Raw genomic sequence first — 25,824 nt, forward strand, 5'->3', positions numbered from 1 at the left:
AAAACTATGCCCATCATAAAACCTGTGTACACAGCAGTAGCTACTGCTCCCGTAGCAACTGGTGGTGCCATAAGCACGACTGTAACCCCAGCCGTGACTCGTTTTTTTGCAACAATTACAGCCGGGATGATCGGAGCAACAACAACAACTATTCCTGCTGCAAGCTTCGTAGATGACGCCGACGCTCCAGTAGTTGCTTTACCAACATTAACGGCTACTGATTCTGCTAATTATTATATTAATGGAGTTATTCAGCAGAGCTCCTTATTCACCCTGACCACGGCAAGTCTGGTCATTGCCTCTGTAGATATTACACCAGGTGTCCCCGCTGTCATAGAAATATCTGATTTTAGCGGCACAACCTCCACCATATCAACTCAGCCCACCATCTCTGCCCCTACCGTAACAATTATCACTTAAGACGTTTCATCCTTTTGATTCAAGATGGACTGAACGGTCATTCACACTGTACATTACCCCGTATAAGCTAGAAAAGACCGATTCAGATGTCGATATCTGAATCGGTCTTTTAAGCTCAAGATGAATATACAATCGTTTTCAAATGACTGGGTACTGTATGATTAAGGCAAAATAGCAAAGGAGCGCACTGGAAATCCGGGGGAATCTTGAATGCTCGGAACGATATTATATATGACCGCGCCCGTCGGGGGCAACTTGTCCAAATTTGTCAGCACCTCAACTTGATACCGATCCTGCTCCAATATGTAATATTCCCCTACCAGCTTGCCAGCTTTGCGATAAGCTACAGAAGAATCCGTATCTAGCGTTTCATGTCCAATGGCAGCCACATTTCGTTCTTCTACCAAAAAGCGTAGCGCCTCTAGCGACCAGCCCGGACAGTGTGCATCTCCGGCGTCATCCTTGTTCGAGAAGGCATCTGAATCAGGCCAACGTTTGCTCCAATCACTGCGAAAAGCGACAAAGGACTGATCAGCAATGCGTCCATGCTCTTTCTCAAAGTCCAAAATATCCGCAACCGTAAGTTCATAGTCAGAATTGGCTGCAACGGCTGCTGAACGGTCAATGACAACGAGCGGCAAAACCAGCTCCTTCAATGAAAGCTCATGCAAGTAACGTTTGCCCTTCACAAAATGAACGGGTGCATCAATGTGAGTCCCATACTGACCTGGAAAGCAGTATTGTTTTACAAAAAAGCCATCGTCGTGGGTAAACAGGGTATCCACCTGAACATTATCGAATACTGGAAAATGAGGGATTTCAGGATAAAAAGCGTGGGACAAATCTACCCACTCTTTTTGCTTCAACAACTTCAAGATATCTGCTAAATGCTCTGTCATGATGCCCATTCCTCCTCAGCTTTATTACAAGCCATTTTACCTGAGGATTCTGCAAAAATCTATAAATCGACCTTCCAGAATGTATAAATTGAAATCGTTAACATTTTGAGAAAAAACACAAAAACAATTCCATATATTCATATATACATTTCCTATTCCGTGTGATTGTTAACGTTTTCATTATTACATATACGTCTTGATTGGAAAAAGTAGGGGTCTATTGAATTATATAAAAAATTCGACAAAAATTTTAGTATGTAACTTTTATTATATTAACAAATACTGGAACACGAAGTATGATAGAAAATGTAGAAACCACAGGAGCACCCGGGACTCCCTTCGTTTGTCTACTCTATTCATCCAATATACGGAGGTATTTTATGAAAAAGAGATTTTCACTCGGAATTGCAGCAGCTCTGCTATTCACTACCCTGTCCCCTCTTGGTTCACCTGCTCATGCAGCCAGCGATATTGGTAAAGAAACGCTTGGTAACAAAAACGGTTGGGCAGCCTTTTCTACAGGCACAACAGGCGGAGCTGCAGCCTCTTCTTCTAATATTTTCACCGTAACGAATCGCAAGCAATTAGTCGATGCTTTGGGCAAAAACAGCAATAGTACGCCTAAAATCATTTATGTCAAAGGCACGATCAACGCCAACGTCGATGACAATAACAAGCCGTTGGGATTGAACGATTACAAGGACTCTAAATATGATTTTGACGCCTACCTCAAAGCTTATGACCCATCCACTTGGGGTAAAAAGGCTCCGTCCGGCACATTGGAAAAGGCACGTGAGGCTTCACAAAAAAATCAGGCCAGTCGTGTCGTCATTGAGATTCCTTCTAATACAACGATTGTCGGTCAGGGTAGCAATGCCGTCATTAACGGCGCGAACCTTCAACTAAAAAAAGGGACAGATAATGTCATTATCCGTAATATTGAGTTCCAGGATGCCTACGATTATTTTCCTCAATGGGACCCAACGGACGGCAGCACAGGCAATTGGAATTCGGAATATGACAGCATTACAATTAACGGCGCCACACATGTATGGGTAGACCACAATACCTTCAATGATGGATCTCACCCAGATAGCCAAAACGGCTCCTTTTACGGTCAAGAATACCAGCATCATGATGGGCTTCTCGATGTGATTAACCAGGGCGATCTGGTTACGGTTTCTTACAATCATTTTTACGATCATGATAAATCATCGATTATTGGCAACAGCGACAGTAAAACAGCAGATGAAGGGACTTTACGTGTAACCCTGCATCACAATTATTATGAAAACACGGTACAACGCACACCACGCGTGCGGTATGGACAAGTCCATCTGTACAACAATTACTATACAGGTGATGTAAAACGCTCCGAATATCCTTCACTGTATATATGGGGCGCAGGTAAATCCTCCAAAATCTTCGCCGAAAACAATGTTATTGACGTTGCCGGTTTATCTGCAGCTAAAATCGTGACTGTCTTTGGTGGAACTGCCCTGTCAGATACGGGCACAATCCTGAATGGACAAGCTGTTAATGCAGGCTCCAGTGCGGGTCTTAGCTCCTCTGTAGGCTGGAAACCATCGCTGAACGATAAAATTTCCCCATCCGCCAGTGTGAAGGCAGAAGTCACTTCCCAAGCTGGCTCTGGTAAGCTGTAAACACTGCCCGTTAACACAAATAACCGCAGACGCATACAACCTGCGATTTTACACCAAAAAGGCTGTTTTCTCCGTAGAATGATTCCACACGGAGAGAACAGCCCTTTTTTTTATTTTTCATTTGTTTAATTACAAATTATAGCGCACATTAACTACCGTATTGTTCTACCAAAACCGGCTTTTCAAATGCGTTATCCAGCTTGCGAAGCTTAGCCTTTACCGCATCTGGTGGCTCAACCGCTGGCGCATCTGGATGCAGCAACCATGATTTCACAAAATGCGTATCGGATAATTGAAAGAGTGGAGGCTCTTTCTCAAAGTCAATTTTCATAGCATAAGAACTGCGAGCTGCAAAAGCATCCCCTACAGGTGGGTGAAGCAGATCCGGAGGTGTTCCCGGAATAGCTGCCAGCTTCTGACCATGGCTGTCCAAACTTGGCATAGAGGCGAGAAGGCCCCATGTATATGGATGTTTCGGGTTGTAGAAAATTTCATTAACCGTACCTGTTTCCACGATTTGTCCTGCGTACATAACGGCAACGCGATCAGCCATCTTCGCTACAACACCGAGGTCATGAGTAATAAAGATGATGGAAGTATCAATCTTTTTCTGAAGATCTTTCATCAGTTCCAAAATTTGAGCTTGAATCGTTACGTCCAACGCAGTCGTCGGCTCATCGGCAATCAGAAGTTTCGGATTAGCAGCCAATGCCATCGCAATGACGACACGTTGACGCATACCGCCACTAAATTCATGCGGATATTGGTTAAAACGCTGTTCAGGATGTGGGATACCTACTAGATTCAGCAACTCAATACCCCGCTTGCGAGCAGCATCCTTGGATATTTTTTCATGCTTGAAAAGCACTTCCGTGATCTGCTTGCCCACTTTCATCGTCGGGTTAAGTGAAGTCATTGGGTCCTGAGAAATCAGGCCAATTTCCTTACCACGAATTTTTTGCATCTGCTTTTCCGTTTTATTAATCAGCTCTTGTCCGTCAAACATAATTTGACCCTTTTGATAAATGCCCGGAGGGGTCGGAATCAACTTCATAACAGCTTGTGAGGTTACGCTTTTACCTGAGCCGGATTCGCCCACAATCGCCAGCGTCTCTCCTTTATTGACATGAAAGTTTACGCCACGAATGGCCTGCACTAGTCCCTGGCGGGTCTTGAAAGATATCGTTAAGTCCTTCACTTCCAAAAGGCGGTTCATCTCATCACTCTTTCATTTATTATTCATCACTATTATTGACCACTATCTAAAAAAACGACGTCCATGAGTCAAGGTATATACGATTAATTTTACTCAGTTTAGTACCTACCAGTCAAGCTATATCTCAAATATCACCGAAAAACTTCCATTCGATGTTAGATAAATGAAATGTTTCTCCGAAAAAACGATCATTTTTAACCATTTTTGTACTCATTTATAACATGCGCTGGATATAGCTGAAGCGTGCTCCACCCAATGGCGAACGTGTGCAGAGTAGTTCTCCATTCAACCGGGTAGCAATTTGACGACAAATAGCTAATCCAAGACCTGTGACACCATTCGAGCCCGCATAGAATCTTCCGAACACCTCGGTTGCCTCTTGTTCGGTCAGCCCTTCCCCATCATCATCCACATGTATAACCCATACAACCTCCGGTGTTGTCCCTGTCTCCAAATGAATGACAACCTCCGTAGAGGTATGCCGAACTGCATTTTGCAGCAAATTCAATATCATGCGGAACAATTGCTCGGCCGGAACGGCCACATGCAGACCCTCTCCCTCCACTCGGAGCGAGATAGAACGTTCAGCAGCCACCGGCATCAATAGATGAACAGCATCCTCCGCCATGCTTCTAAGATCAACCAGAGAGACAGGCCATTCTTCATTCAGCGCCTCCAGCCTCGATAGCTGCAGCAGCTTTTCCACCATGTCAATTAACCGCTGGGACTGCACTTTGATGATACTCAGTCCCTCGTCCTGGGATACCACTTGATCCTGAATGGCATATACATAGCCTTGAATCGACATTAACGGTGTCCTTAGCTCGTGAGATACATTTTGTAGAAATTCAATTTGACCGTGATGGTGCTGCTGAATACGGGCGGACATGGAATGAAAGGTGCCGATCAGCTCGCCAATCTCACTTTTATCCGCCTGTGGAAAATCACTATCCTGCGGCTGATTCGGCTCATAGTTGCCAACCGCCTCCTTCAATCGTTTGAGCGGACGCACCAGACGCGAGACCACCATCAGACCAATGACGAGAATCACTAAAAAACCTGCGATGATAGACAGTAATGTGGTTCTCATTAACGGTACATACAGGGCTCTCAAAGAAGATAAGGGTGAGTATACAAAAATACGAAAAGGTTGTCCGGGCAATTCTTCATTCGTAAACAGTACCTTTTTACCTTGAAGCACAGCCACCCCTTCATGTGTAGCGGTCAGATCCTGGGCAGACGGATGAACCGATGCAAAAAATCCCTGGCGGATCAAAAGCAAATGTTCGATCTTTTTGCCTTCCATTCCAGAGACACTTGAGTCGATGATGTGGTTATCCGTGCTTAAAATAAAGTAATCGGCAGATAAAAGCACACCCTTGATAACATAGTTAAATTCAGCATTATCCAGTCGATCAAAGCCTCCATCGCTCATAATATGGACGGCTTTGCGTGCCTGCTCATGAAGCTTGGATTTGGCCTGATTCACCAGAATGTCGTCGATAAGCCTGACGAATAAGACCACCGTAATACAGACGGTAATAAGCATGGCAATGGACAGGGAAAGCAGTATTTTAGCTCTCATCGTACGCATGATTACAACTCCTGAACCGTTGCTTTATATCCGAAACCCCATACGGTGTTAATGACGAGCGTAGAGTGATATTCAGCTAACTTTTTACGAATCCGTTTGACCAGATCATCCACGACTCTTACATCACCTATAAAATCATAGCTCCACACCTGCTGAATCAGATGTTCCCTGCCAAAAGGTCTTTCCAGATGATTCGCAAGAAACAGCAACAGATCGAATTCACGTGAGGTTAAATTCAGCTCTTGTCCGTCCACTGTGACTTTACGAAAGTCAGCAAAAATACACAGATTGCCCGCATGGCATAGATCTGCGTTTTCTGCCGCTTGCCTATCGTCCGATGCAGACATTCCGGCCTTGCTCAGTCTCAGCATCGCTTTGACCCTTCCTACCAATTCCCTTGGATTAAAAGGCTTGGTCAAAAAATCGCTGCAGCCCAGCTCCAGCCCGTGAATACGGTCGTTTTCTTCTCCACGGGCAGAGATCATAATGATCGGCATTTCCGTAAACTCACGAAGCTGAGTCAGTAGAGAAAGCCCATCAATGCCAGGCATCATAATATCAAGAACGAGACAATCCGGACGGTTCGTACGGATATGCTCTACCAGTGTTTTACCGCTGGAAAAGGAAGTCACCTCGTAGGATTCTTTTTTCAAATATTCAGATATTAATTGCAGAATGAACACATCGTCATCCACTACTACTATTTTTGTCATGGCCTTAACCCCTTGCCGTTGTTCTGGATGCTTCCATCCTCTCTTTAAGCTTAACAGAAGCCTAGCAGAATAGACAAAAGACGGGTATACCGTTCCCGGTCCCGTCTTTCTTATCATGAATCGCTGCTGTATATGCCAGGCGAGCTGAGTGCTAACTACGCATCAAACTTATTTCTTGGTTGTTACTACTTTGGCTGCTGCTTTTGGAGCTGTTTTTGCTGGGACTGCTTTTTTAACTGGAGTTTTGTGGGTCACTTTTTTAGCTACGACATGATGTGTACGAGTTTTATGAGCTGTTGCTTTGTGTTTAACAACATTATGTTTTTTGGCATGATGTTTAACTGTACGGTGCTGCCCTTTCACTGCTTTTGTTTTGTGGCTTGCCGCTTTTTTCGCAACGGATTTTTTGGCAGGGGCTTTCTTTGCTTTGGTTGTTGTTTTATGAGCTGTTACAGCTTTTTTAACCGGTGTTTTTACCACAGGTGCTTTCGTCACAGGTGCTTTTGCCGGTGTTTTGGTAGCTGGTGTCATAACCGCAGGAGCTTTGGTTACTGGTGCAGTGCTCGCTGGAGTCGTTGTTGCTGTAGCGGCGAATGCGCTGCTTGCTCCTCCCAGTACACTTACTACGGTCAATACGGCTGCTGCATTTTTAGTCCATTTTTTCATGATTGAATCACCTCTCCTTTAAAGTATCTTTAGCTTATCAGGAGAATTCGGCATAATTGTGGAGCAAATGTGTGAAAAGTATATGAAAAAGCGTGCAGCTCTGTATTTAGAAAATACATGAGTCTGCACGCTATGAGTATTACAATAACCGTCTTCACTAGCCAATGGCGATCCAGGAAATAATACCGTAGTTATGCGCGGTTTCGTTCCACTTGGTTACGACGATCACTGCTCCATTCGGCGTCTGAGATTTCAGCGTCGCATGAAAGAGAGGGTGGTTCGTCATCGCTACTAATGTGTAGTCCGGGTTTACAAAAGTCTCCCCGAATACAATGGTCACTTCCGTCTCTCCTTCACTGCCTTTCAAAAGAAACGGCGCTCTGCCGAACTGCTGCAATGCGGGCTGATTCGCACACGTACGAACCGGAGTGATGCTCAAATGCTCCGGCTTCACTGCGTTCAGCTCCAACTCACGTGAGCCTACAGTGCCTTCCACCAGATGATGGCCTTCAATGCTCTGCTCTGCCACATGATGGCTTTGTACCGCAGCGGCCTGCAGATGCTCTGCTCCCACAGCTCCCGGGCTCAGCACCTCGCTGTCGACGGCCTGAGCTTGCAGATGGTTTCGAGATATACTGTTTGCCTGAAGTCTGTCGCCACTGATACCTTCCTCTGGCAAAAGTCCCGAGAGATGAATATCTGTGGACAGCTGAGCCCGTGTCACTGAGCCTGCTTTTAGGTGATGCGAATCAATAACTTCCTCTCCAATGTGGTGGCTCTCAATAGCCTCCTCAGCCACATGACGGGACTGTACCGTTCCATCTGCCAGCTTGCTGGATGTTACCGCTCCTTCTTGTATAGCATCCTCAACCACCGCCTGCCAGCCTACATGCTGTGGTTGAATAGCCCCTGCTTGCAGATGCTCCGACTGGACTGAATCCAGCGCGATATGCCTGGACTGCACCACGCCTTCTGCCAGTGCGGACCCTTGGATCGCCCCCTCGGCCAAATGCTGAGCGTGTACGGCATGCTCCGTTAAATGCACGGAGTTTATGCTGGCTTCTGCCAAATTCGAAGCACGCACCGCCCGAAGTGCAAGCTTCTCAGCGTTCACGCTGCCTGCCTGGAGCGCGTGAACCGATATACTCCCCGGCGCAATATGCCGAGTCATCACTGCCGAAGCCTGCAAATGATCAGAGGTGACCGATTCAGGAGCCAGGTGGCTCGACTGGACGGCCTCTTCTGCCAAATGATTGGCTTGCACCGCTTCGTCTGTAATGTGCCACGGCTGGACCGAATGAGGAGATATTTTAGCGGCAGTTACGCCATCATCCGCTAGTTTGTCGGACGTAACGGACTCATTCTGCAAAGCATCGGTCGATATTGCTTGTGAGGCGATATGCACACCTTGAATAGTTCCAAGATGCAGATGGTGCGGTTGAATAGACTCCGGTGCGATATGCACGGACTTCACCGCCCCCTCTGCCAGCGCTCTGTCCTGTACAACACCGGGTGCCAAATGCCGAGGGTGTACGGCATGCTCAGACAGCTGTGAAGGACCAACACTTCCTTCCGCGAGATTCGTCGCGTGCACCGAGCGTGCCGCCAGTTTTTCCGAGGTGATGCTTTCTGCTTGAAGCGCACGACCTGACACACTGTCCTGGGCCAGATGTCTCGCAAATACCGAGGAAGCCTGCAAATGATCAGAGGTGACGGATTCAGGAGCCAGATGGCTCGACTGGACGGCCTCTTCTGCCAAATGATTGGCTTGCACCGCTTCGTCTGTAATGTGCCATGGCTGGACTGAGTGAGCAGACAGCTTGGCGGCAGTCACGCCCTCATCCGCCAGTTTGTCGGACGTAACGGACTCATTCTGCAAAGCATCGGTCGGTATTGCTTGTGAGGCGATATGCACACCCTGAATGGTTCCCATTTGCAGATGATGCGACTGGACGGACTCCGGTGCGATATGCACGAATTTCACTGCCCCTTCTGCCAGCGCTCTGTCCTGTACTGCACCAGGTGCCAAATGCCGGGGGTGTACGGCATGCTCAGACAATTGTGAAGGGCCGACGCTTCCTTCCGCGAGATTCGTCGCTTGCACCGAGCGTGCCGCCAGCTTTTCCGAGGTGACGCTTTCTGCTTGTAACGCACGGCTAGACACACTATCCGGGGCCAGATGGCTCGCAAGTACCGCCGAAGACTGCAAGTGGGCTGAAGTGACAGATTCCGGTGACAGATGGCTCGACTGGATGGTCTCTTCTGCCAAATGATTGGCTTGCACTGCTTCGTCCGCAATGTGCCACGGTTGTACCGAGTGAGCCGACAGTTTGGCAGCAGTCACACCCTCATTCGCTAATTTATCAGACGTAACGGATTCATCCTGTAATACATCGGTCGATATCGACAGGGATGCCAGATGCTCGCTCTGAATAGTTCCAGGGTGCAGGTGATGCGGCTGGATGGATTCCGGGGCAATGTGTACTGACTTCACTGCCCCCTCAGCTAGCGCTGTATCCTGCACAGCGCCGACTGCCAAATGCTGAGTGTGTACCGACTGTGCAGATAAATGCGAAGGACCGACGCTGTCTTCCGCAAGATTCGTCCCTTGTACCGAGCGTGCTGCCAGCTTTTCCGAAGTGACGCTTTCCGCTTGTAGCGCAAGACCGGATACACTATCCGGCGCCAAATGACTCGCAAGTATCACCGAAGACTGTAAGTGGGCTGAGGTGACAGATTCCGGCGCCAGATGACTTGATTGAACGGCCTCTTCTGCCAAATGATTAGCTTGCACTGCTTCATCTGTAATGTGCCACGGCTGTACCGAGTGAGCCGACAACTTAGTGGCAGTCACACCCTCATCGGCCAATTTATCAGATGTCACAGACTCATCCTGTAAAACATCAGTCGATATCGACTGAGATACCAGATGCTCGCCCTGAATGGTTCCAGGGTGCAAATGGTGTGATTGGATTGATTCTGGAGCGATATGCACGGATTTCACTGCTCCCTCTGCCAACGCTCTATCCTGTACCGCTCCGGCTACCAGATGCCGGCTGTGTACGGAATGTGCAGACAGATGTGACGGTCCGATGCTGCCTTCCGCAAGATTCGTCCCTTGTACCGAGCGCGCTGCCAGCTTTTCCGAGGTGACGCTTTCCGCCTGTAGTGCACGACCGGATACACTATCTGGCGCCAGATGACTCGTAAGCACTGAGGAAGCCTGCAAATGGCGAGAGGTAACGGATTCGGAAGCCAGATGGCTTGACTGGATGGATTCTGCTGCCAAATGATTTCCTTGCACTGCTTCGTCTGTAATGTGCCACGGCTGTACCGAGTTGACCGCCAGCTTGGCGGAAGTCACACCCTCATCCACCAATTTATCGGAGGTAACAGACGCATCCTGCAAAGCATCGGTCGATATGGCCTGGGATGCGATATGCTCGCCCTGAATGCTTCCTGTGTGCAGGTGATGTGGCTGGATTGACCCCGCGGTAATGTGTACCGACTTCACTGCTCCCTTTGCCAGCGTTGTATCCTGTACTGCGCCAGTTGCCAAATGCCGGGCGTGTACCGACTGTGCAGACAAATGTGACGGGCCGACGCTGTCTTCCGCAAGATTCGTTCCTTGCACCGAGTGGGCTGCCAGCTTTTCCGAGGTGACGCTTTCCGCTTGTAGCGCACGGCCGGACACACTATCCGGGGCCAGATGGCTCGTGAGCACTGACGAAGACTGCAAGTGGGCTGAAGTGACACTTTCCGGTGCCAGATGGTTCGACTGGATGGATTCTGCTGCCAAATGATTTCCTTGCACTGCTTCGTCTGTAATGTGCCACGACTGTACGGAGTGGGCCGACAGCTTGGCGGCAGTCACGCCCTCATCTGCCAGTTTGTCAGATGTCACAGACTCATCTTGTAAAGCATCGGTCGAAATGGCCTGGGATGCAATATGCTCGCCCTGAATGATTTCAGTATGCAGATGGTGTGGTTGGATCGATTCCGGGGCAATGTGCACGGACTTCACCGCTCCCTCTGCCAGCACTCTATCCTGTACCGCTCCAGCTGCCAAATGCCGCGTGTGTACGGACTGCACAGATAGATGTGAAGGGCCGATACTGCCTTCTGCAAGGTTCAATCCTTGTACCGAGCGGGCTGCCAGCTTTTCCGAGGTTACACTTTCCGCTTGAAGTGCACGACCGGACACACTATCCGGAGCCAAATGTCTCGTTAGCACCGAGGAGGCCTGTAGGTGCACCGAGGTGACCGCTCCAGATGCCAGATGGGTCGAGTCCACAACCGCCACGGCCAAATGGTTGCTTTGTACAGCTTCATCCATAATATGCTCGGACTGCACTGCATGGGCTGACAACTTGGTAGAGGTTACACTTTCCTCTGATAGTTTGGCAGAGGTAACCGCTTCATCCTGTATGGCTTGAGTCGCTATAGCCTGCAATGCAATATGCTCTCCCTGAATGATCCCGCTTTGCAAATGCTCGGATTGGATGGATTCTGCTGTAAGATGCTCAGACTTCACAGCATTCTGGGCTAATATCGTGTCCTCTACTGATCCTGCGGCCAAATGTCTGGTTTGTACGGCCTGTGCAGCCAAATGCCCGGGTCCCACGCTGTTTTCCGCCAGGTTGGAAGCCTGCACAGCCCGAGCCGCTAACTTCTCGGAAGTGACGCTTTCCGACTGAAGTGCATGGCCGGACACACTATCTGGGGCGAGATGTTTGGTTTGGACCGAAGCAGACTGCAAATGGTTGGAGGTGACGGATTCCGGCGCCAGATGATTCGCCTCCACTGCTTCAACAGCCAGATGGTTGCTCAGTACTGCTTTATCCGTAATATGCCATGGCTGCACCGAACGAGCAGACAGCTTGGAGGAAGTGACACTGCCCTCAGCTAGCTTAGGCGCAGTAATCGCCAAATCATTAATTTTATCCGTAGCCACACTTTCCGGCGATAGTTTCAACGAAGTAACGGCATGATCCTGTAAATGGTGGGAGTATACCGCACCACTGGCCAAATGCGCGGTATGAACAGCGCCTTCGCCTAGTATGTCTGCGGTAACGGACTGTTCTTGCAACGCCGCGGTTCCGACACTTTCTTCCCCAAGATGCTTGCTCTGTACAGAGCTCTGGGCCAAATGGGTTGAATCCACCGATTGAGCCTGTAACGCCTTTCCGCCCACACTGTTGTCGGCAAGGTGGTTTTCACGGATTACTCCCGTTGCAATGTGTACGTGGGTAATGGCTTGAGACGCAACTTTATTTCCGGTTACCGCCCCTGTGCCAATTTTAGTTTCTATAACCGCCTCGTCAGCGATTTTGTCAGACTTAATAGCGCTCGAAGCGATGTGATTTTCCTTGATAGCCTGATTCGCCACATGGTAATCCAGAACTGCACCCTTCCCTATTTTCTCGCTTGTCACAGCCCCGGAATGCAAATGTTGCTCCGTAACCGCCTCTGGTGCAATATGATCTTTCCGAATAATTTCGGATTGAAGATGCACGGAAGAAACTGCCTCTGGAGAAATCTGAGGTCCTTGTATGGCTGCTGTTGCAATATGTCTGGTAAGTACTGCCTCATCGGCAATTTTGTGTGGGAGAATGCTCTGATCCGATATTTTGGATGAAGTGACGGATTGATCAACAATCTGCAATGAGCCTACAGACTGATCTGCCAGTTTATTGGATTGAATACTCCGATCCGCGATATGCCGGGCTGTTACTTGGCCCGTTCCAAGCTGCTCTTCCCCGATGGAGCCAGGACCCAGATGCTTTCTTTCAATCGCTCCTGCCTGAATGTGCGTACTGGTGACTGCCTCAGACTCCAGATGACGCCCGCTGACAACACCTTCCTCCAATTGTTCCCTGCCCACAATTCCGTCGGATAGCTGCTTGCGATTAATCGAACCGGGGGCCAAATGCCTTGCATGAACGGCATGCTCGGTCAGGTGCGCGCTCTCAATGCTGCCTGCCTGGATTTTAGTTCCATCCACAGCCCCATCCCGCAATTTGGAGGTGGTCACAGACTGATCGCCCAGCTTGGAGCTATCAACAGCTTCATTCGCCAAATTGTTCGATTGAATCGTACCGCTGCGAATTTTATCGGAGGTGACCGACTGATCTTGAAGCATATCTGAAGACACGATCCATTGCTTGAAATGACGGCTTTCAATCGAGCCATTGGCAATATGATCGCCGCTGATAATTTTATCCGCCAGCTTTTCTGGAGTGATGCTGCCATCACGAAGTTTTTCACCACTAATAGAGCGATCCTGCAATTTACTGCCTGCCACTGATGCGTCTGACAGATGCTCGACCGTAATGGAGTCGGGAGCAATCTTCGAAGCAGTCACAGCACCGTCAGCTATTTTAATTGTATGAACAGCATAATCTGCTAGAAATTCCGTTTGGATACTCTCTTGTTTCAGCTTGCTGGAATCTATGGAAGCGGGAGCGATCTTTTCACCTGTCACAGCGAAATCACTCAAATCGTCTGTATAGATGAAAGCATTGTTTACATGCGGAGCCTTCTTATTGTTCAAAATTTCTTCCACATCAATTGGATCAGGTTCTGGTTCTGGTTCCGGCTCTAGCTCTAGCTCTATCTCTGGCTCTGGCTCTAGCTCTGGCAGTGGGGGTTCTTCCATCAAAGCTGGAGTCTCCTCTACATCTGCAACCTCAATTTCTTTCTCGTGCAGAGCCTCGACTTCAGGCTCGAAAACTGTCTTTAGCTCCGACTCCTCTGTAGTTGGGGGAGGCGGAGAAGCAACTTGATGAAGTCTTGCTTCTGTCTCCCTCTCCGCAGGCAGTGGTTTTGAGCGTTGTATCATACTTAACTCATTCATATCCGGGTCAATTACACGATAGAGCGGCTTTTTGTTTCTGTTGGTTTTTCGGCTCTTGTTCTTCAAGCAGCTCTCTCCCTTCTCATGTTTATCGTTACAGCATCATATGCAGACCCTTAGGCACTTGCCACCCTGTACAGAGATTCACTTTTGGGTAAAAAGGATACTTACTAAAATCCACGTTTGAAAAAAAATAGTTAAAAGTTAAAATAGTAAGGGTGAAGATCGCTACAAGAAGAGAGGAATTACAATAACATGATTATCAAACCAAGAACACGTGGCTTTATCTGCACCACTGCTCATCCGGTGGGCTGTGCCCAACATGTTCAGGAGCAAATTGACTATGTACAGGCCCGTCCTGCTATCCAAGGCCCCCGTAATGTACTTGTAATCGGGGCATCTGCCGGATATGGATTGGCTTCTCGCATTACTGCCGCCTTCGGTGCGCGTGCCAATACAATTGGCGTGTATCGTCCTAGCAATGCTACGGCTACACGCACAGCATCGGCAGGCTGGTACAATTCTGCTGCATTTGAAAAAGCCGCTCAGGAAGCTGGGCTTAAATCCTTAAGCGTGACAGGAGATGCCTTCTCGGATGAGGTCAAAGCCAAAACGGTGGAAGCCATTCGCGAAGAACTGGGACAAGTCGATCTAGTGGTTTATAGTGTCGCTTCAGGTCGCCGTACAAATCCCCGCACAGGCGAAACGTTTAATTCCGTGCTTAAACCTATTGGTAAGCCTTACACAAACAAGACCGTTAACTTCCACACCGGGGAAGTCAGCAGCGTGACGCTCGAACCCGCAACAGAAGAAGAGGTACAAGGAACTGTAGAAGTTATGGGCGGTGAGGACTGGAAATTGTGGATTGACGCCTTGCGTGCTGGCGGCGTGCTCGCCGATACTGCAACGACCTTCTCTTTTTCGTACATCGGTTCAGATATTACACAAGCCATCTACAGAGAGGGCAGTATCGGAAGTGCAAAGGATCATCTGGAGGAGACAGCACGTCAGCTGAACGATCAGCTGAAAGTTACAGGCGGACGCGCCTTCGTCGCAGTCACCAAAGGACTCGTTACCCAATCAAGCTCCGCTATCCCTGTCGTTCCTCTGTATATTTCTGCTTTATATAAGGTAATGAAGGAAAAAGGGCTGCATGAAGGGTGCGTAGAACAGAGCTACCGCCTGTTTGCTGAGCGTCTGTACGCACCAGAAACTCCTGTAGATGAAGAAGGACGTATTCGCATTGATGATTGGGAACTGCGCGAAGACGTGCAGGCAGAGGTTGAGAAGATATGGGAGGCGCTGACGACCAACAATATCTACGAATTGTCAGATCTTGAAGGATATCGTCGCGAATTTTTCCAACTGTTCGGCTTTGAGTTCGAAGGTGTGGACTATGATGCTGATATTGATCCCATCATAAATATTCCTAACGTGCGCTAAGTCTTTTAGTGCTGTCCCTATGTTAGAAAAACAAAAAAAGCTGTTCTCCAGCAGAGAAACATTTCGTTCTGCATGGAGGACAGCTTTTGTTTTTAATTAAAAGGGACACTTATGTCCGCTTTGAACTGCAAATGATGCTATCATTGCAATTTTAAATTTCATTTGATATTGTACAGGTAGGCATAGCAAAATCCCTCTTCCTAACAAGAGGGTAAACACAGTTGGACAAGTCCTACCTTGACTGACCGTGATACTATTTGCTCAGCCCATCACACCCATATAAGGAGGTGCACAACATGGCAAAAGACGTTCTGTGTGAAGTCAACTCTTGTACGTACTGGGCCCAAGAGAATAAATGCAGCGCTAGCTCCATTTACATCGTAAGCAACAGACCAGAAGACACTCACAAGTCTGAAGAAACAGACTGCAAAACCTTCGAAGCCAAGTAAATCTTTGATTTCAAGCCTAGCTTTATAATGAAGGAGCCCATGCCCGGGTTCCTTCTTTCTTATGATATTCTAACAAGAATGATAATTATTATCAAGTCCTTTTTCGGTACAGAAAAGCGCTTTTCGCTTGTATACAATCATTTCTCTGCTACTTTATAAATCCACGCTGAAAAGGACACTGCTGTTCTCTCTAAAGACAAAAAAAGAAGCGTCGCTCTGAACGATTCGCTTCTTGTGCTTGACCTTTTGTAATTGTTCCTGCTTGGTCGGCTTCATTCGTATGTGCTGTGAAATCTCGCCATAATGGTCATTTGTTTTGCGGCTCTGTGCCGCGCAATAGATTCCAGCGCGTTTTGCCTTGCTTAGCGCTTTTTGTGTTTGAGTACGTGCCATACGGCTTCACTCTCCTTCATTGGACTCCTTTTATCATAGCATCCAATAGTCAAATCGTGAATGGTTTGTCTGACTCAAGCATTCTTCAATTCATTAAATGTCTGAAAAAATATCCGGATCGCCACTGGAGGCCGCTACAATAAAAACAATAACTATAAAAATGATGATCAGTGTATAAATCAGTGTACCGATAATACTACATACCAGTCCAGCAATGGCCATACCTCTGCCTTGCTCGCCATGACGGTTAATTTCCTTCAGGGAAAGACTGGACAAAATAATACCCACAATTCCGATAATCAACCCGATATAGGGAATGACAACAGATAAAATCCCGAGCACCATCGAGGCAACAGCTTTACTATTGGTAGGTGGAACTACTGGGGGCGGGTTAAATGGGGCGTTATAATCGTTCGTCTCCTGAAAAGGATCGGAAGATCGAGGCTCCTTGTACAAATCACTCATCTGTTAAATTCAACTCCAATACGAAAAATAGCAATTATATAAGTTCTAGGGTACCACAATCTTACAAATCAGGACAGTACTTATTTCGAATTTTTAAATTAGAACGTTAAAAAGAAGAAACATAGCGATATTAGCACTTTTTGAGGTAACTGGGCATACAGTATTTTACCTGTTACAGATCAATTGTGCTCCATGAGAGCATCCTGCCAAGGAGGTCGGAGCTATGCTATATCGTGCAACATCCCACAGAAAGCGCTCGCCTCACAAACGTTTAAATGCAAACACACTTAGGATAATATCCACTGCCATGCTGCCATTTTACAAAGCTATAGCAACTCGCCGTGCGTTTGCAGTTCAATGGTCACGAGCTGTCGTTCAGGCGAATTTGGATCGGATGAAATCCCTTCTCTGCTCAGTAGCTCCATTTGCCGCCAAACAAGGCTTAGGCACGAATGGCATCGGCTACTTTATTTCCTTTTTAGCTCAGCCACCGATGCTCTATTATACGAATGGAACAACGATTCCACCGGGGACTGTGCAGTTTACATTTGAGCCGAGAGTTCATCGCGCCATCGCAAAAGCCGTTTTTCCGCTGTATCGCGAATTGGCACGTAATCCATGTTTTGCTTCTGCCTTAGCCAAAGCGATCAACAGACAAGACCAGCGTGCAGTTCATGTCATGATCCGTAGTTTGATTCCATCCTCTGCGCTGAAATCCGTACAAATTGAGGACGATGGCTTTGCATTGCTTTTTAAGTATTCCTTTAGTAAATACCCCTATCGCAATCTGCTCTTTCGAGAGTTCACTTAAAAAGGTTGCTACTAGCGTGCTTGCTTGAGTTCTCCAATGAGCTCTTTTCCCAGTTGTATGGCCATATCTGTCAGCACTCGGATTTCGTCCTTGGATGCATGGTCCAAATGTGTCCCGCAGCAAATGGCAAAATTGCCCGCAAACTCTTTTCGTAAGCGAACTGCAATTTCTTCGGTAATATAAAACTCCTTGTGATTTTGCAATTGCACAGTTTGAATCGGCTCGAGTCTGGCCCCTGCTGTAATCGTTCCCAAATGGGGCTGATCACCGCCAGAAATGAGTACAACGATATCTTCCCCCATAAAATAGGCATCCAGTACAAGACGGATACGTCCGCTTTCTTTTTGCAAATGAATCATATGATCCTCTCCTGCTAAAATATTATTGTGAAACGATTCACTTTATAGAGTTCTACTCATTGTATCGCTTCCTGAACGGTTCGACAATTAAAAATGGCCCACAGCAGCCTCTATAAACCGTGGCTTGCTGTGGGCCTTCATTGATACTCTAAAACAAGCATTCCATTTCCTACTGGGTGTTAACGGATCGTGATCGTATGCACAGTCTTACCGCTTGCGCCGTCATTATCCGTCACCGTTAGCTCCACGGTATACGTTCCAGCTGTGGTGAATTTATGCTTCACCTTGGAACCGACCGCCGTATCACCATCCCCAAAATTCCAGCTGTAACTGACGATCTCACCGTCTACATCACGGGAAGCTTTGGCGTTAAATTGTACATTTTTGTTCTTCTTAGCGGATTCATTAGCCTGAATAATGGCTACTGGCTTCTCATTGGATGTAGGTGGATTCGGATCAGGGTTCTGTCCTCCACCATTGGTTACATACAATCTTCCCGGTGCCTCCGTCTCCACTTCATTTCCCGCTGCATCCCTTACCCGGATCACGATGACTCCGCCTTCCAGGTTCAGGGAAGATGAAGTGAAATAAGTACCTTCATAGTGGCCTGACGAAGTTTCATTTAATGGAATATCGTTGCGACCCAAAGTGGACAGGTTGAAAGGCAGCTCCACATGGAAGGACGCCTCCAAACCGGATGCACTGTCAAAGGATACTCGTACCGACTGTCCTGGAGTAATACGCACATCCTCAGCAGGACTAATGTTTTCAAGCTTCGGCAGAGCTGTATCGACATACACCGAGCGCGTAACGGTTGTTTCGTTTTCGGCAAGATCCTTGGCCGTCACCGTAATTTGATTTTCACCTTCGTTGATAAGCAACCGCTTGTTAAAGCTGCCGTCACTTCCAAATTCAGCGGGCTCACCATTAATCGTCAATTCGGTGAGGAACTCGTCATACACAGTACCGACTACACTGACTACACCCGCGTTTGTACGCGCCCCTTCATCAGGTGAAGTCAGGATCAGACCCGGTTTAGTCTGGTCAAGCGTCACAACTACCGGCTCGGAACGATCCGTTATTTTGCCGTATACCGCTGCTTGGACACTTAGCGGATTAGCACCTGGTTGAAGATCAACCGACAAACTGAACTGGCGATCCTTCACCTTCGTTGTGCCAGTCAGCTCCTTACCGTTAAAGAGCTGAATATCGGCTCCTTCTGCCGGAGAAGTTCCTGTTACGGTAATCGTCTCTTCCTGCGTATAGGTAGCCTTCGTAGGAGTCGTAATCGTTGGAGCATTCACCGGATATCTGACGATAGCCCGGATCATGTAGTTACCCTCCTCCTCAGGTGATTGGCTCCATGTGCCGCTTACACCTTGCCAACTTCGAAGCGCATTGGGACTGCTTTCATCTGTAGCAAGACCCGGCGACTGTGTGCCTACAGCAGACTGTGTATATACGATGTAGAAGTCACCTTGAACCGTCACCGGCTCTGGGAGCTGTACCGTCGTCCATTGTGTCTCATCCCGTACGGCAGTCCCGTCGAATGGACCAGCCAACAATCGTCCAGGTGCTCCTGCGGCACCGGAGGCGTCATAGACAGAATATTGGAATGCCGTTCCTCCCGGATTCGGGAAGGCAGAGTTCCAGAACAAAAGCGATGCTCCTGTCACTTGAGTCACTTCCGACTCAGGTGTCATTCTGACTGCCCATGAATTGCCTGCCGCGTTAAAGGCTCTAGCATTTTCTCCTGTCCCGTCATCGTAAGCAATGCCTCCTTGGAACCCGATAAAAGGTTTCAACATGACATTCGCTTCCACACTACCGTTCGGAGGAGCAGTAACGGATACACTGTCGCTATAATAATTTTCGGCTGCAATGGACAACGTGTATGTTCCTTCCAGCACGTCCAGCGTAAATTCTCCAGCCTCATTCGTTTCTACCGGAGCAATGCGTGCATCCTCCACCACCAACACTTTCGCTTTTTGGATCGGTTCACCGGATTGCTTGTCGGTAATGACCCCGTGAATCGTACCGTGAGGTATGGCCTGAAGACTAAAGTTTGCTCTGATGACTTTGTTATTCTCAATCGTGACTGCTTTCGTTTGAGGAACGTAACCGTAGGCTTCAGCCTTCAGCGTATAGTCGCCGGCTACATGGGTGAAGCTGTATTTGCCCGTGGTCGGATCCGTTTTTACCGAACGTCCGGTTTCCAATACCGTAACCGTAGCGCTGGCTGGAAGACTGTCGAGACCGACACGTCCACGTTCCACCGTTGTTTCTGCCGGCTTCACTTTCTCCTGGAATTCACTCTTTTCAGTACTTGTAATTTTGTACAGCGGGAACTGTTCTTCCGCTTTTTCCAGCTTGATATTCGACTCAGGTACGATGTCCTTAGTCACTGTCGTAGCTGGAATGCCAAGCACACGGAAATCGTCAATATACCAGCCGTTCTTGTTCACACTGTTATCCGATTTCAAACGGAAGCGAATTTGGATTTCATTGCCGGCGTAGCTATCCAGATTGTAATAAACTGGAGCCCACTTTTTCCCGTTCGTATTGTGAGAGAATTTGCCCAGCTCGCTCCACGTGTCACCATTGTTTTTGGACACTTCCACATAACCGTAATCATAGCCAGCCTCAATTTCAAACCAGTGATTGAAGGTCAGTGTTGCGTTGCGTACAGCTTGCAAATTAATTTTTGGTGAAACCAGCGAAAATTCAGCTCCGTTCTCATAATTGCTATCCAGATCGGTTGCCCACACATTGGGTCTGGACGCTGCGCTCTCTGGTCCTACTTCCTTAGGAATGCCGCGTTCCCACTCATCTTTGGTGCCGGAATGAGTCCAGCCATTATCCGAGCTGCCATCAAAATGATCGCTATACAGCGTATCCGGCACGTCTACTCTCAGAGAAGCCTCATTCGACTTGATTCCTTCATTACCACTATAATCCTCGGCCGCCACTGCATAATGGTAGGTCGCTCCACCGACCGTGATGGTATCTGTGAATGTCAGTGCTGAGGTTGTACCGACGGAAACATAATTTTTACCTGACTGGGTAGAACGATACACCTTGTACTGCTTCACATCTTCATCGGAGGAAGCATTCCAGGCCAGCGTGACGTTGCCCACAGTATCTGCTTCAGCAGTCAAATTGCTCGGCGCAGCAGGTGCAACGGTGTCTGGCTCCTGAATCGACAGATCGTCAATATACCAGCCATCTTTCACAACCGTATTGTCACTAGTAAAGTTGAACAGGAGGTATACCTTTTGACCCGCGAATGCCCGCAAATCAAGATATTGTGTTTTCCAGCCGTTGCTGGCGCCGGTAAATGATAATACCTGCTCAAACGCATTCTGATTGTTTGTGGTTGCTACGTACACTTTGCCGAAATCAGAATTGTTTTCAAGATCGTACCAATGCTTGAAGCTGACCAGTGCCCCTTTTGAGCTCTCGGTCAGATCAATCGGAGGGGCCATAAAATAACTGTTGGAGTTGGTCTGATATTGGCCTTCGAGATTGGTCGCGATGACCTTTGTACCCGAATGTGCGCTTTTAGGGCCGCTTGTTGGAGTTCCCCATTTCCAAACACTGCCCTGTCCACCGATATTAATACCGGCAATGTCTTTTTCAAAGTCTTGTGTGTAGCCTGGTTTTACCCCTTTAGAGATTTTCACCTTATATACTTCAGTTTCAAATCCGTTATTACCGTAATCATTTACACGAATATAGTATTCCAGACCAGCGCTATCCACCAAAAAAGTCGGGATGGATGCTTGATATGTACCATCTTTGCTGTCGCCGGAGGTCCGTTCCAACGGAATATATACATAGTTTGACGTACCCGCTGTTTTGGCAAATGCCTCAACGGCTGTCACGCCGACATCATCCGTTACATGAGCAGTCAGAGGTATATCAATACCCTCGAATGCCGCAGCGGGCGGTGTATGCTCGAGAACAGGTGCTTCCAGATCGTCGCCACCCGTTACAACTTTACCAGACACGGAGCCCAGACCCTGCATGACCGAACCGACCGCATCCAGCGCATTAATGACACCATGTCCGTAGCCATTGTTTGGTGAAGTAGGATATGTGCTGTCCGTTCGTGGTGTAGCCGTATTCATCAAAATTTCCTCAAGTTGATCTACGGTAAGCGAATGATTCGCTTGCAGCAACAGCGCTGCAAGGGCCGCAACATGAGGTCCCGCCATAGAAGTACCGTTATATCCGCCTTTATAGGCGCCACCAGCAACAGATGACCGGATATTAACACCCGGCGCGGAAACTTCGGGCTTCACTTCACCATAGGGTGAGGGTCCTAACAATGAGAAGCTGGCCAGATTATCATTGCTATCCGTGGCTCCAGTAGCGAAGGATTCCGGATAGTTCGCCGGATTGGCTACTGAGGCAGGTCCGCCCGGATTGGAAAGAGAGGTGTTACCTGCAGAGAATTCGGGGAAGATTTGAGCATCCCGCCATGCCTGAACCACAGGCCGGAACCATTCATCAAGACCCGGTCCGCCTCCCCACGAGTTGTTCACTACATCTGGAGCAAGCTCGGGATGAAGATTCCCTTGAGCATCTTTTGGCGCAAGCAGCCATTGACCGCCATCCAGTATAATCGCATCCGTCGTTTCCGGATTAAAAATCCGAACTGCAATCCACTTCGCACCAGGAGCAACGCCCACTCGGTTCGTTCCGTTCTCCTCGGAGCCGACCATCGTGCCCATCGTATGCGTACCATGGGAATCGTCTTCCTGATCGACCGGAAGCGTCGCATGACTATGCGGATCGTACCAGCTCAGCTCGGGATTCACGACATTGCCTGCCGCGTCCAGACCCCGCCATTTGCGATGAAGGGCCGGATGTGTATAATCTACACCTGTATCCAGATTGGCAACTACGATTCCGGTTCCGTCGATTCCTTTTTCCCACACTTGTGGTGCGTTAATATGGGATATGTTCCATTCCACCGTAGATGGGTCTACAGCGTTCTTACCTGCATTGCCAGGCTTAGCCGATGTTTTGCCATCGTCCTTCTCCAGTTCTACAGCTTTCTCTACCGTTGCAGACTTCGCCGTTGCTGCTGTCGCTGTTTCAGCTGTTTCAGCCGTCTTGGCATTTGCCCCCTCTGCTTGCTTGTCAACCGTCACCTTTTGCAGATAACGCGTTTCATTCGGCAAGACTTTATCGACCTCAGGCAACTGCGAAATATGATCCAGCACCTCCTTGGTGCTTGTTACAGCCAATGCATTGACAATAAAAAAGCTTTTATATTCCTTCACTCCGCCGCTCTCTGATTGCTTATCCAAATAATTTTCAAGCCCATATTGGGTTCTTGAAGCCGTTTCGCGCAGAGAACTGATCACATGGCTGCGTGCAGCCATTTTGGCAGCGGAAGGTGTTACTTTCTCAAGTGAGGCCTTTTGGAGAGCATTTTTGGAAACCTTGTTAGTGTCAACTTGTTCTTTTAATTTGACCAGATAGGTAACATAGTTATTCTCCTCAAACTGTTTGGTCAGTTTCGGAGATACCTTCGCGGTCGTGATCTTGTGAGAGGCTGATTTCAGCTCCAGCTTGGAGCCATCCGGTGTGTTTTTCGCCAAAGCAGGTTGAACAAAGGAAAAGGCCATAAGCAAAGATAGTCCGATAGATAGTGGTTTCTTGAATCGTTTAGGTTTAATCAATTACTTCTCCACTCCTTTTACTAGGTTTAATGTTTCTGGAATAACCTGTACAGAGTAAGACCTCATACCTTACACATCAAACACACGGGTTGCACAACACGATGTGGTTGGCGACCACCTCCTTCATAGAATATAGAGGCACAAAAATATTTGGCTGTTCATAGATGGCGGTACTTCATAGGTGAGTTTACAATCCCAATAGAAGAGCGATGAAATTCAGTAGAAACCAAGGAGAAAAAGCAGGAGAACTTCGAAGAAAAACATGTTATATCATTACAGTTTATATTAAAAATTGATATATAATCATATATTATGGAATAGTATAAAGTTATCAAAACAGATATACAAGTCATTTTTTTGCATTTTTCTTGAAATTCTATGACTTTTATATTCTTTTATGTACGAAAACCCCTTTTTAGCGGCTACGTAATTAGTGCATTACACGGTTAGCAGGTGTATGCAATCTCTGTACGAGCCGCTCAAAGGGATTTTCGGAAGACTTTCTTAATCCTGTCTGATTATTTTTACTTAAGTACGGAGTTCACCGCAGCAAGCGCGTCGATCAGACCATATCCGTAACCATTGTTCGGTGAAGTCCGATACTGGCTGTCTGTCAGCGGAGTTGCTGTTTTTGAAATAACATCCTCCAGTTGGTCCACGGTCAAAGATGGTTTGGCCTGAAGCAGTAATGCTGCTAATCCGGCAGTATGCGGGCCTGCCATGGAGGTACCGTTCCATCCCCCCTCATACACTCCGCCCGGTACAGAAGAACGGATGTTTACACCAGGAGCCGAAATTTCAGGCTTCACTTCGCCATAAGGAGAAGGACCGCGCAGCGAGAAGCTGGCTAGCTTGTTGTTAACGTCCGTGGCTCCTGTCGCATAAGCCTCCGGCAGATTTGCCGGATTGGCTACAGACCCAGGTCCGCCCGGATTGGACAGTGTTGTGTTGCCTGCGGAGAACTCAGGGAAAATCTGAGCCGCTCTCCACGCCTTGGTGACTGGACGATACCATTCATCCAGGCCAGGTCCACCGCCCCAAGAGTTATTCACCACATCCGGTGCAAGCTCAGGGTGCTTTTTACCGTTTTTATCTACAGGAGCAAGAATCCATTGTCCACCGTCCAGTAAGATGGAGTCGGTGGTATCTGGATTGAATACTCGAACCGCAATCCATTTGGCGCCAGGAGCAACACCGATTTCATTCGTACCGTTGCTGTCCGAGCCAACGCTTGTACCCATCGTATGTGTACCATGTCCATTTGAATCAGTTGGCAGCGATGCTCCATCAACCGCATCATACCAGCTCAGTTCTGGATTCACGACCTGACCGGAAGCATTCAGACCACGCCATTTTCTTTTCAACGCCGGGTGAGTATATTCAACGCCTGTATCCAGATTGGCGACAACAATGCCTTTGCCGTCAATGCCTTTGGCCCAAACCTGTGGTGCTTTGATTTTAGAGATATTCCACTCGACACGGCTTGGCGTTACCGCATCCTTATATACGGATTCTTCCACCGATTTTTGCGCATTCTCTTCCGTCACAGCCGTATCTACAGTGGCCTGATCTGCAACCACTTGGTCAGCTGTAGATTCCTCAACCACAGGCTGGGCATCCTTATCTATTTCTACCTTTTGCAGTTCCCGCTTTTCATCCGGTAAAATTTTGTCGATCTCAGGAAGTGTGGCCAGATTATCCATGACCTCTTTGGTGCTGGTGACCGCAAAAGCGTTCACGATAAAGTAACTCTTGTACTTTTTGACGCTTCCGTTATTAACTTCTTTCTTTAAGTATTCTTCCACGGATTGTTGCGTTTTTTCTGCTGTATCCATGAGAGAGTTCACAACTGTTGTACGTACAGAAAGCTTAGCAGCAGCGGGTGAAATCTGCTCTGCAGAGGCCTTTTGGAAAGCATGCTTGGCAACGGACTCCGTATCCACCTGATCCTTCAATTTAACCAGATAGGTGACATACTCACTGGCACTGAATTGTTGGTTCAGTTTGGCTGAAACCTTGGCGGAAATGGTTGATCCTCCTCTGAGGTGGTTGTGCTGGAATCCCCATATACCGGGGAAATTAGAGAAAAGGCAAGAAGAGCGGTAAAACTGACCGACAGCGTCTTTTTGATATTTTTCGACTTAATCAATACTTTCCATTTCCCTTTACTTGGTTTTTTAATT

Annotated in this window: 15 protein-coding genes and 1 pseudogene; 5 read left to right on the forward strand and 11 right to left on the reverse strand. The window is 47.9% G+C overall.

Going from position 1 to position 25,824, the window contains the following annotated elements; all coding sequences use genetic code 11:
* Nucleotides 1-6 precede the first annotated feature (6 nt).
* Nucleotides 7-420: a DUF4183 domain-containing protein gene (locus tag MKY75_RS17990; RefSeq protein WP_013311418.1), complete on the forward strand. Its 414-nt coding sequence runs from the start codon at nt 7-9 to the stop codon at nt 418-420.
* A gap of 161 nt (nt 421-581) precedes the next feature.
* Here MKY75_RS17990 and MKY75_RS17995 read toward each other — a convergent pair whose 3' ends face one another.
* A complete protein-coding gene (locus tag MKY75_RS17995; RefSeq protein ID WP_340886152.1) occupies nt 582-1,319 on the reverse strand; it encodes a cyclase family protein in 738 nt (245 codons plus the stop codon).
* 380 nt (nt 1,320-1,699) lie between these two features.
* Here MKY75_RS17995 and MKY75_RS18000 point away from each other — a divergent pair, with 380 nt between their 5' ends.
* Complete coding sequence (locus tag MKY75_RS18000; RefSeq protein WP_029515634.1) at nt 1,700-2,983, forward strand: pectate lyase family protein; 1,284 nt, start codon at nt 1,700-1,702, stop codon at nt 2,981-2,983.
* A 148-nt stretch (nt 2,984-3,131) separates the two neighbouring features.
* Here MKY75_RS18000 and MKY75_RS18005 read toward each other — a convergent pair whose 3' ends face one another.
* The 5 genes from MKY75_RS18005 to MKY75_RS18025 form a co-directional block, all read right to left on the reverse strand.
* Nucleotides 3,132-4,199: an ABC transporter ATP-binding protein gene (locus MKY75_RS18005; RefSeq protein ID WP_029515635.1), complete on the reverse strand. Its 1,068-nt coding sequence runs from the start codon at nt 4,197-4,199 to the stop codon at nt 3,132-3,134.
* A 214-nt stretch (nt 4,200-4,413) separates the two neighbouring features.
* Nucleotides 4,414-5,793 carry a HAMP domain-containing sensor histidine kinase gene (locus tag MKY75_RS18010; RefSeq protein WP_340886154.1) on the reverse strand — a complete coding sequence of 460 codons (1,380 nt, stop codon included), beginning with the start codon at nt 5,791-5,793 and terminating at the stop codon, nt 4,414-4,416.
* A gap of 2 nt (nt 5,794-5,795) precedes the next feature.
* Nucleotides 5,796-6,506 (reverse strand): response regulator transcription factor, encoded by a 711-nt coding sequence (locus MKY75_RS18015; RefSeq protein WP_209949782.1) that lies wholly within the window; start codon nt 6,504-6,506, stop codon nt 5,796-5,798.
* A gap of 168 nt (nt 6,507-6,674) precedes the next feature.
* The gene (locus tag MKY75_RS18020) at nt 6,675-7,172 is read right to left on the reverse strand and encodes a hypothetical protein (protein ID WP_029515638.1); all 498 of its coding nucleotides are present in this window, start codon (nt 7,170-7,172) and stop codon (nt 6,675-6,677) included.
* Between the two features lie 157 nt (nt 7,173-7,329).
* Complete coding sequence (locus MKY75_RS18025; RefSeq protein ID WP_340886157.1) at nt 7,330-14,094, reverse strand: WIAG-tail domain; 6,765 nt, start codon at nt 14,092-14,094, stop codon at nt 7,330-7,332.
* Between the two features lie 189 nt (nt 14,095-14,283).
* Here MKY75_RS18025 and fabV point away from each other — a divergent pair, with 189 nt between their 5' ends.
* Nucleotides 14,284-15,471, forward strand: coding sequence for an enoyl-ACP reductase FabV (fabV, locus tag MKY75_RS18030; protein ID WP_029515641.1), 1,188 nt, complete (start codon nt 14,284-14,286; stop codon nt 15,469-15,471).
* Nucleotides 15,472-15,767: 296 nt separating this feature from the next.
* On the forward strand, nt 15,768-15,920 hold the full coding sequence (locus MKY75_RS18035) for a DUF1540 domain-containing protein (protein ID WP_013311427.1): 153 nt from the start codon (nt 15,768-15,770) through the stop codon (nt 15,918-15,920).
* Nucleotides 15,921-16,073: 153 nt separating this feature from the next.
* Here MKY75_RS18035 and MKY75_RS18040 read toward each other — a convergent pair whose 3' ends face one another.
* Both MKY75_RS18040 and MKY75_RS18045 read right to left on the reverse strand, forming a co-directional pair.
* Complete coding sequence (locus MKY75_RS18040; RefSeq protein WP_340886161.1) at nt 16,074-16,313, reverse strand: hypothetical protein; 240 nt, start codon at nt 16,311-16,313, stop codon at nt 16,074-16,076.
* A 93-nt stretch (nt 16,314-16,406) separates the two neighbouring features.
* The gene (locus MKY75_RS18045) at nt 16,407-16,778 is read right to left on the reverse strand and encodes a DUF4190 domain-containing protein (protein ID WP_025720792.1); all 372 of its coding nucleotides are present in this window, start codon (nt 16,776-16,778) and stop codon (nt 16,407-16,409) included.
* A 223-nt stretch (nt 16,779-17,001) separates the two neighbouring features.
* On the opposite strand from MKY75_RS18045, the gene MKY75_RS18050 reads away from it, so the two are divergent.
* Nucleotides 17,002-17,589, forward strand: a complete 588-nt coding sequence (locus tag MKY75_RS18050; RefSeq protein ID WP_029515643.1) for a hypothetical protein — start codon at nt 17,002-17,004, stop codon at nt 17,587-17,589.
* An 11-nt stretch (nt 17,590-17,600) separates the two neighbouring features.
* Here MKY75_RS18050 and lpdD read toward each other — a convergent pair whose 3' ends face one another.
* The 3 genes and pseudogenes from lpdD to MKY75_RS18065 form a co-directional block, all read right to left on the reverse strand.
* Entirely contained in the window at nt 17,601-17,948 is a 348-nt protein-coding gene (gene lpdD / locus MKY75_RS18055; RefSeq protein WP_029515644.1) for a prenylated flavin chaperone LpdD, read from the reverse strand.
* A 179-nt stretch (nt 17,949-18,127) separates the two neighbouring features.
* Entirely contained in the window at nt 18,128-23,641 is a 5,514-nt protein-coding gene (locus MKY75_RS18060) for a S8 family serine peptidase (protein ID WP_340886163.1), read from the reverse strand.
* A 524-nt stretch (nt 23,642-24,165) separates the two neighbouring features.
* A pseudogene (locus MKY75_RS18065) lies at nt 24,166-25,790 on the reverse strand (S8 family serine peptidase).
* Between the last annotated feature and the right edge of the window lie 34 nt (nt 25,791-25,824).

Origin of the sequence: Paenibacillus sp. FSL L8-0663, assembly GCF_038008125.1 — a bacterium.
GTDB lineage: Bacteria > Bacillota > Bacilli > Paenibacillales > Paenibacillaceae > Paenibacillus > Paenibacillus polymyxa_D.

Coding starts and splice junctions, on each gene's coding strand:
- MKY75_RS17990 (WP_013311418.1), top strand. CDS start 7: ATGCCCATCATAAAACCTGTGTACACAGCAGTAGCTACTGCTCCCGTA.
- MKY75_RS17995 (WP_340886152.1), bottom strand. CDS start 1,319: ATGACAGAGCATTTAGCAGATATCTTGAAGTTGTTGAAGCAAAAAGAG.
- MKY75_RS18000 (WP_029515634.1), top strand. CDS start 1,700: ATGAAAAAGAGATTTTCACTCGGAATTGCAGCAGCTCTGCTATTCACT.
- MKY75_RS18005 (WP_029515635.1), bottom strand. CDS start 4,199: ATGAACCGCCTTTTGGAAGTGAAGGACTTAACGATATCTTTCAAGACC.
- MKY75_RS18010 (WP_340886154.1), bottom strand. CDS start 5,793: ATGCGTACGATGAGAGCTAAAATACTGCTTTCCCTGTCCATTGCCATG.
- MKY75_RS18015 (WP_209949782.1), bottom strand. CDS start 6,506: ATGACAAAAATAGTAGTAGTGGATGACGATGTGTTCATTCTGCAATTA.
- MKY75_RS18020 (WP_029515638.1), bottom strand. CDS start 7,172: ATGAAAAAATGGACTAAAAATGCAGCAGCCGTATTGACCGTAGTAAGT.
- fabV (WP_029515641.1), top strand. CDS start 14,284: ATGATTATCAAACCAAGAACACGTGGCTTTATCTGCACCACTGCTCAT.
- MKY75_RS18035 (WP_013311427.1), top strand. CDS start 15,768: ATGGCAAAAGACGTTCTGTGTGAAGTCAACTCTTGTACGTACTGGGCC.
- MKY75_RS18040 (WP_340886161.1), bottom strand. CDS start 16,313: ATGGCACGTACTCAAACACAAAAAGCGCTAAGCAAGGCAAAACGCGCT.
- MKY75_RS18045 (WP_025720792.1), bottom strand. CDS start 16,778: ATGAGTGATTTGTACAAGGAGCCTCGATCTTCCGATCCTTTTCAGGAG.
- MKY75_RS18050 (WP_029515643.1), top strand. CDS start 17,002: ATGCTATATCGTGCAACATCCCACAGAAAGCGCTCGCCTCACAAACGT.
- lpdD (WP_029515644.1), bottom strand. CDS start 17,948: ATGATTCATTTGCAAAAAGAAAGCGGACGTATCCGTCTTGTACTGGAT.